The 4,155-nt window shown below is 59.7% G+C and carries 7 protein-coding genes; 6 read left to right on the forward strand and 1 reads right to left on the reverse strand.

What is annotated here, in order from left to right:
• Positions 1 to 326: 326 nt before the first annotated feature.
• Positions 327 to 533, reverse strand: a complete 207-nt coding sequence (locus EN932_RS30625) for a hypothetical protein (protein ID WP_127367293.1) — start codon at positions 531 to 533, stop codon at positions 327 to 329.
• Here EN932_RS30625 and EN932_RS38160 point away from each other — a divergent pair.
• The 6 genes from EN932_RS38160 to EN932_RS30655 all read left to right on the forward strand — a co-directional run.
• Positions 532 to 852, forward strand: coding sequence for a hypothetical protein (locus EN932_RS38160; RefSeq protein WP_164753769.1), 321 nt, complete (start codon positions 532 to 534; stop codon positions 850 to 852). The genes EN932_RS30625 and EN932_RS38160 overlap by 2 nt on opposite strands.
• Positions 853 to 1,245: 393 nt before the next feature.
• On the forward strand, positions 1,246 to 1,755 hold the full coding sequence (locus EN932_RS30635; RefSeq protein WP_128369318.1) for a hypothetical protein: 510 nt from the start codon (positions 1,246 to 1,248) through the stop codon (positions 1,753 to 1,755).
• A complete protein-coding gene (locus EN932_RS30640) occupies positions 1,749 to 2,447 on the forward strand; it encodes a CBS domain-containing protein (protein ID WP_128369319.1) in 699 nt (232 codons plus the stop codon). Before EN932_RS30635 ends, EN932_RS30640 begins: the two co-directional genes overlap by 7 nt.
• Before the next feature lie 33 nt (positions 2,448 to 2,480).
• Positions 2,481 to 2,879, forward strand: coding sequence for a group III truncated hemoglobin (locus tag EN932_RS30645; RefSeq protein WP_128369320.1), 399 nt, complete (start codon positions 2,481 to 2,483; stop codon positions 2,877 to 2,879).
• Complete coding sequence (gene fdxA / locus EN932_RS30650) at positions 2,876 to 3,214, forward strand: ferredoxin FdxA (RefSeq protein ID WP_127367945.1); 339 nt, start codon at positions 2,876 to 2,878, stop codon at positions 3,212 to 3,214. The genes EN932_RS30645 and fdxA overlap by 4 nt, the downstream gene beginning before the upstream one ends.
• A 5-nt stretch (positions 3,215 to 3,219) precedes the next feature.
• On the forward strand, positions 3,220 to 4,155 hold a 936-nt coding region (locus tag EN932_RS30655; protein ID WP_164890699.1), incomplete at its 3' end, for a hydantoinase/oxoprolinase family protein.

Raw genomic sequence — 4,155 nt, forward strand, 5'->3', positions numbered from 1 at the left:
GTATCAGCGCTGTGTCGTCTGTCATCTATTGGAGCCCAAAGTCTTCGGAGACAACCACTGCCTGGCTCCGCCCATTATGGTTCTCCGGTGACATTGGGCAAGGCATTGATTGGCGGGTTCCCAGAACACCTGTCCGCGCCGCGCGATGACCACTCAGTTGGAGGCAGAAGCAGTTTGCGAGGTCGCTGACATCGATCAAGGATCCGAGCGCCATGTGGATGGGAGCGCTCGGTGCGGACTCTCAAGAAAGGTGGCGTTCGGCTGCTTCCGGCATGCCGTCAGCGGCCCCCTGCCGTCAGTTGCTATCCGATCCGTTTGACGCACGCCTAGTCGTGGCGGGCGCCAAGCAAGGTGGCTATCACCAGTTCTCGTCCGGCCCTGTTTATCCCGGTCCCGCCCGGTCTTTCTTCCGCCAGTCCGAGGAAGACAAGGCGTTCGGCCAAGGGTTTCGATAAAGAAGGGTAAGGTCCGCGGTTCATTCGTTTGAGCGCCGTTTGCTCGTCCTCGGTGAGATCGTCCCAGATAACCGTCATGAAGGGCTTCCTTCCTCGCGCCTGCGCAGCCAAGCGGGATCTGAACTGCCCAGCAGCGGACTGTGAACGTGGAACCATCGGCTCAGAAGACCTATGGAACGGCGTCCGTTCCGACGATGCCGCCTTCATTTTCCAGGACGCCAATTCGTCTGACTTCCGAGCGGTTGAGTTTCAGGCGAACGCCGACACCGCCGCCGTTTTCCGCGATGAAAACGGCGCCGGCGTTTTCAAGCGCGGTTTGCAGCGTGTCGCAGATATCCTGGTCGGGAAGGTTGATCCGGCGCTCGAATTCCTCGACGACCAACGCATCCACACCTGAATTGCTTGAGAGCTTGTCACGGGTCCATTCGACCAGCGCGCGAGCGGCACGGCATTGAGCACCAGTGATCATCATAATCTCCTGTTACCGCTTTCGGGGCCGAAATCACCGCTTGCTAAGAGCCGGGACAATCGGGGGCGCGATGGCTTCGGCACATCAGAGATGCATATCGAATCCGAAAAGGGAAGGGCTGTGCCACGGGCTGCAATCGAAATTCTGATGCAAAATAATTGTGCTAAAGCGGCAATAAATTTCGTTTGTCTTGTAGGCAAGGACGAGTGAAGCTCGCGCGTAACGAAATTGACACATTCGGTGCCAGCCAGCAGGTCTAAACGCCACGGGAGTTCTTGGCGTTGTCGCGCGAGGGGCACCTTGGGCTCGGCGATGACAATAATGGACAGGCTTGAACACGATTTCGGCAGAATACTTTCCGGCAGGGACATCCAGTGCCATGTAGTAGGGCAAATGGTATCTGCCAGCCGCCTCGATCTAGACAATGCCCTCAAAAGACGGCTGCGAGAGGAACTGCTCCTGCAAGCACAGACCCGGCTGCCGATCACCTATGCAAGACTGGCCGAGAGCATAGTTGGTTCAGACGCAACAGGGGTGATTCGGGATGTGCTCGAACAACTGATGGACGACGATGCGGACGAAGGCCTGCCATTGCTTGCGGCTGTTGCCGTGAAGGCGCTCGAACCCGGTTTGCCCGCTCACTGGTTCTTCCGGAAAGCCGAGGATATGGGGCTGTTCGCTGGCGATCCGACCAATCTGGAAGCCTATGCTTTCCATGCGAGGGAGTTCTATCGCGCGATCCACCTCCATGCTGGCAACGGGCAAGTCTCTGGAACGACCTTGCCGCCGGTTCTGCCGCCCGCAGACAGGTCAAGGAGAACGAAATGCTGACCGCCAAGGACGTCATGACGTCACCTGTTATTGCGGTAGGGCCTGACAGTACGGTGGATGAGGTCGGCGATATTCTCCTGTCGTACGGGATCAGCGCCGTGCCGGTGATTGATCGAGGTGCGCTGCTGGGCATCGTCAGTGAAGGAGACCTGATCCGCCGGGCAGAGATCGGTACAGCCCCGCAACATCGTTCCTGGTGGCTTCGGCTTTTCGCCAACAACGCCGCCCTTGCGGAAGGCTATGTCAAGTCTCATTCCGAGCATGTGACCGACGTCATGACAAAGGAGGTTGCGACTGTGGTCGAGAGCACGCCAGTCGTCGAGATCGCAACCCTGCTTGAACACAATCGGATCAAGCGTGTTCCGGTGCTGCGCGACGGGCAGATTGTGGGGGTCGTCAGTCGTGCCGATCTGGTGCGGGCGCTGGTCGTCGCCAGGAAACGTTGGCGCGCTCCGGTGTCGCAGGACGACAGCAGCATCAGGCTGGAGATTATTGAAGCCTTGCGATCCGAATCATGGCCCTCGACCGGAAGGTCGGACGTGACCGTGACCAACGGCGTAGTTACGTTCTCGGGAGCTTACCTGTCCGAGCAGGAGCGCAAAGCCACGCTCATCCTGGCTGAAAACACCGCTGGCGTGCGGGCTATTGATGATCACCGCATTCCCCTCGATATGACCTACGGTGTGGTCTGAAGGGCCGGATAAGCGCTGGACCAGAGCATGCCCTTGACACAGACAGCCCCGATTTCCGACGAGCAGATTCGACAACTCGTCGACTCCTTCTACGACAAGATACGCGCCGACGCGGATCTCAGGCCGATTTTCGAGCGCGTCGTTGCCGCCGATTGCGAAACGCATCTGGCGAAGATGTACGAATTTTGGTCCTCGGTCATCCTGACCAGCGGATTCTACAAGGGAAGTCTCGTCGCGGTCCGCAAGCACATGGGTGGGTTGGAGATCGGTCTGCTCGACCGGTGCCTCGCCTTGTCTGGCGAAAGTTGCGACGAATTGCTGGACAGGGAGACTGCGGGACTGTCTTGGCTGAAGGCCGCCCATGTCGCCGAAAGTCTGAAGCTGTTATTGTTCTGTCGCCCTGACCGGCCATGGCTGAGAAACGCCTCATGACGTTCGTGGTCACCGACAATTGCATCAGATGCAAATACATGGACTGCGTGGAAGTCTGTCCCGTGGATTGTTTCTATGAAGGCGAGAACATGCTCGTCATCCATCCCGATGAATGCATCGACTGCGGCGTCTGCGAGCCAGAATGCCCGGCGAAAGCCATTTTTCCCGATACCGTGCCTGGGCTCGACGATTGGCTCGCGCTGAACGCCGAGTATGCGTCTGCGTGGCCTAATATTGCGGTCAAGCGTGATCCACCCGCCGACGCCAAGGCGTTCGACGGCGAAGCAAACAAGCTCGCGAAATATTTTTCACCCGAACCCGGGCTAGGCGACTGATCAAGATGAACGCATATACCCACCAGCCGTCGCCCCTGTATCTGGGCGTCGACACCGGCGGCACGTATACCGATGCCGTGCTGTGGTCAGAATCTACAGGCATCGTGGCCAAGGCCAAATCGCTGACCACACGGCACGATCTTGCCGAGGGCATCGCCGGTGCCGTCGACGCTGTTTTATCCGAGGCTGCCATCGAACCCGGCGCGATCAAGCTCGTCTCCATGTCGACCACGCTCGCAACCAACGCCCTCGTCGAAGGGCAGGGCGGACGGGTCGCGCTGGTGATGATCGGTTTCGCTGAAGCCGACCTTGCCCGGAACGGATTGTCAGAGGCTCTCGGCTCCGATCCCGTGATCTTTTGTCCGGGCGGACATGACGTCCATGGCGATCCGCGTCACCTTGTGCTGGACGATCTCATGGCTGCGCTGCCGCCTCTCGTCGACACGGTCTCAGGCATCGCCGTGGCCTCCTATTTTGCGGTTCGCAATCCCGAACATGAGGTCGCGGTACGTGACGTCATCCGCGAGCGTACCGGGCTTCCGGTGACCTGTTCACACGAACTGTCATCGAAACTCGGCGGCCCGCGTCGGGCGCTGACCACGCTTCTCAATGCCCGGTTGATCTCGATGATCGATCGCCTTGTCAACGCCACCGAGGGCTTTCTGGCAAGACGCGGGATCGTCGCTCCGCTCATGGTCGTGCGCGGCGACGGCGCGCTCATTACCGCAGAATTCGCCCGCGCTCGGCCGATCGAGACCATCCTGTCAGGACCAGCGGCCAGCCTGGTGGGAGCCCGGTACATGACCGGTATTGATGACGGAGTGGTGTCCGACATCGGCGGCACCACCACCGACATCGCCGTTCTGGACGGCGGTCGCCTGCGGCTCGACCCGGAAGGCGCTACCGTCGGCGGAATGCGAACCATGGTGGAAGCCGTCGCC

Origin of the sequence: Mesorhizobium sp. M7A.F.Ca.US.002.01.1.1, from assembly GCF_004022955.1 — a bacterium.
Lineage (GTDB): Bacteria > Pseudomonadota > Alphaproteobacteria > Rhizobiales > Rhizobiaceae > Mesorhizobium > Mesorhizobium ciceri.

Bases quoted from the DNA above. Each gene is read 5' to 3' on its own strand.
- fdxA (WP_127367945.1), top strand. From the start codon at position 2,876: ATGACGTTCGTGGTCACCGACAATTGCATCAGATGCAAATACATGGAC.
- EN932_RS30635 (WP_128369318.1), top strand. From the start codon at position 1,246: ATGGACAGGCTTGAACACGATTTCGGCAGAATACTTTCCGGCAGGGAC.
- EN932_RS38160 (WP_164753769.1), top strand. From the start codon at position 532: ATGAAGGGCTTCCTTCCTCGCGCCTGCGCAGCCAAGCGGGATCTGAAC.
- EN932_RS30625 (WP_127367293.1), bottom strand. From the start codon at position 533: ATGACGGTTATCTGGGACGATCTCACCGAGGACGAGCAAACGGCGCTC.
- EN932_RS30640 (WP_128369319.1), top strand. From the start codon at position 1,749: ATGCTGACCGCCAAGGACGTCATGACGTCACCTGTTATTGCGGTAGGG.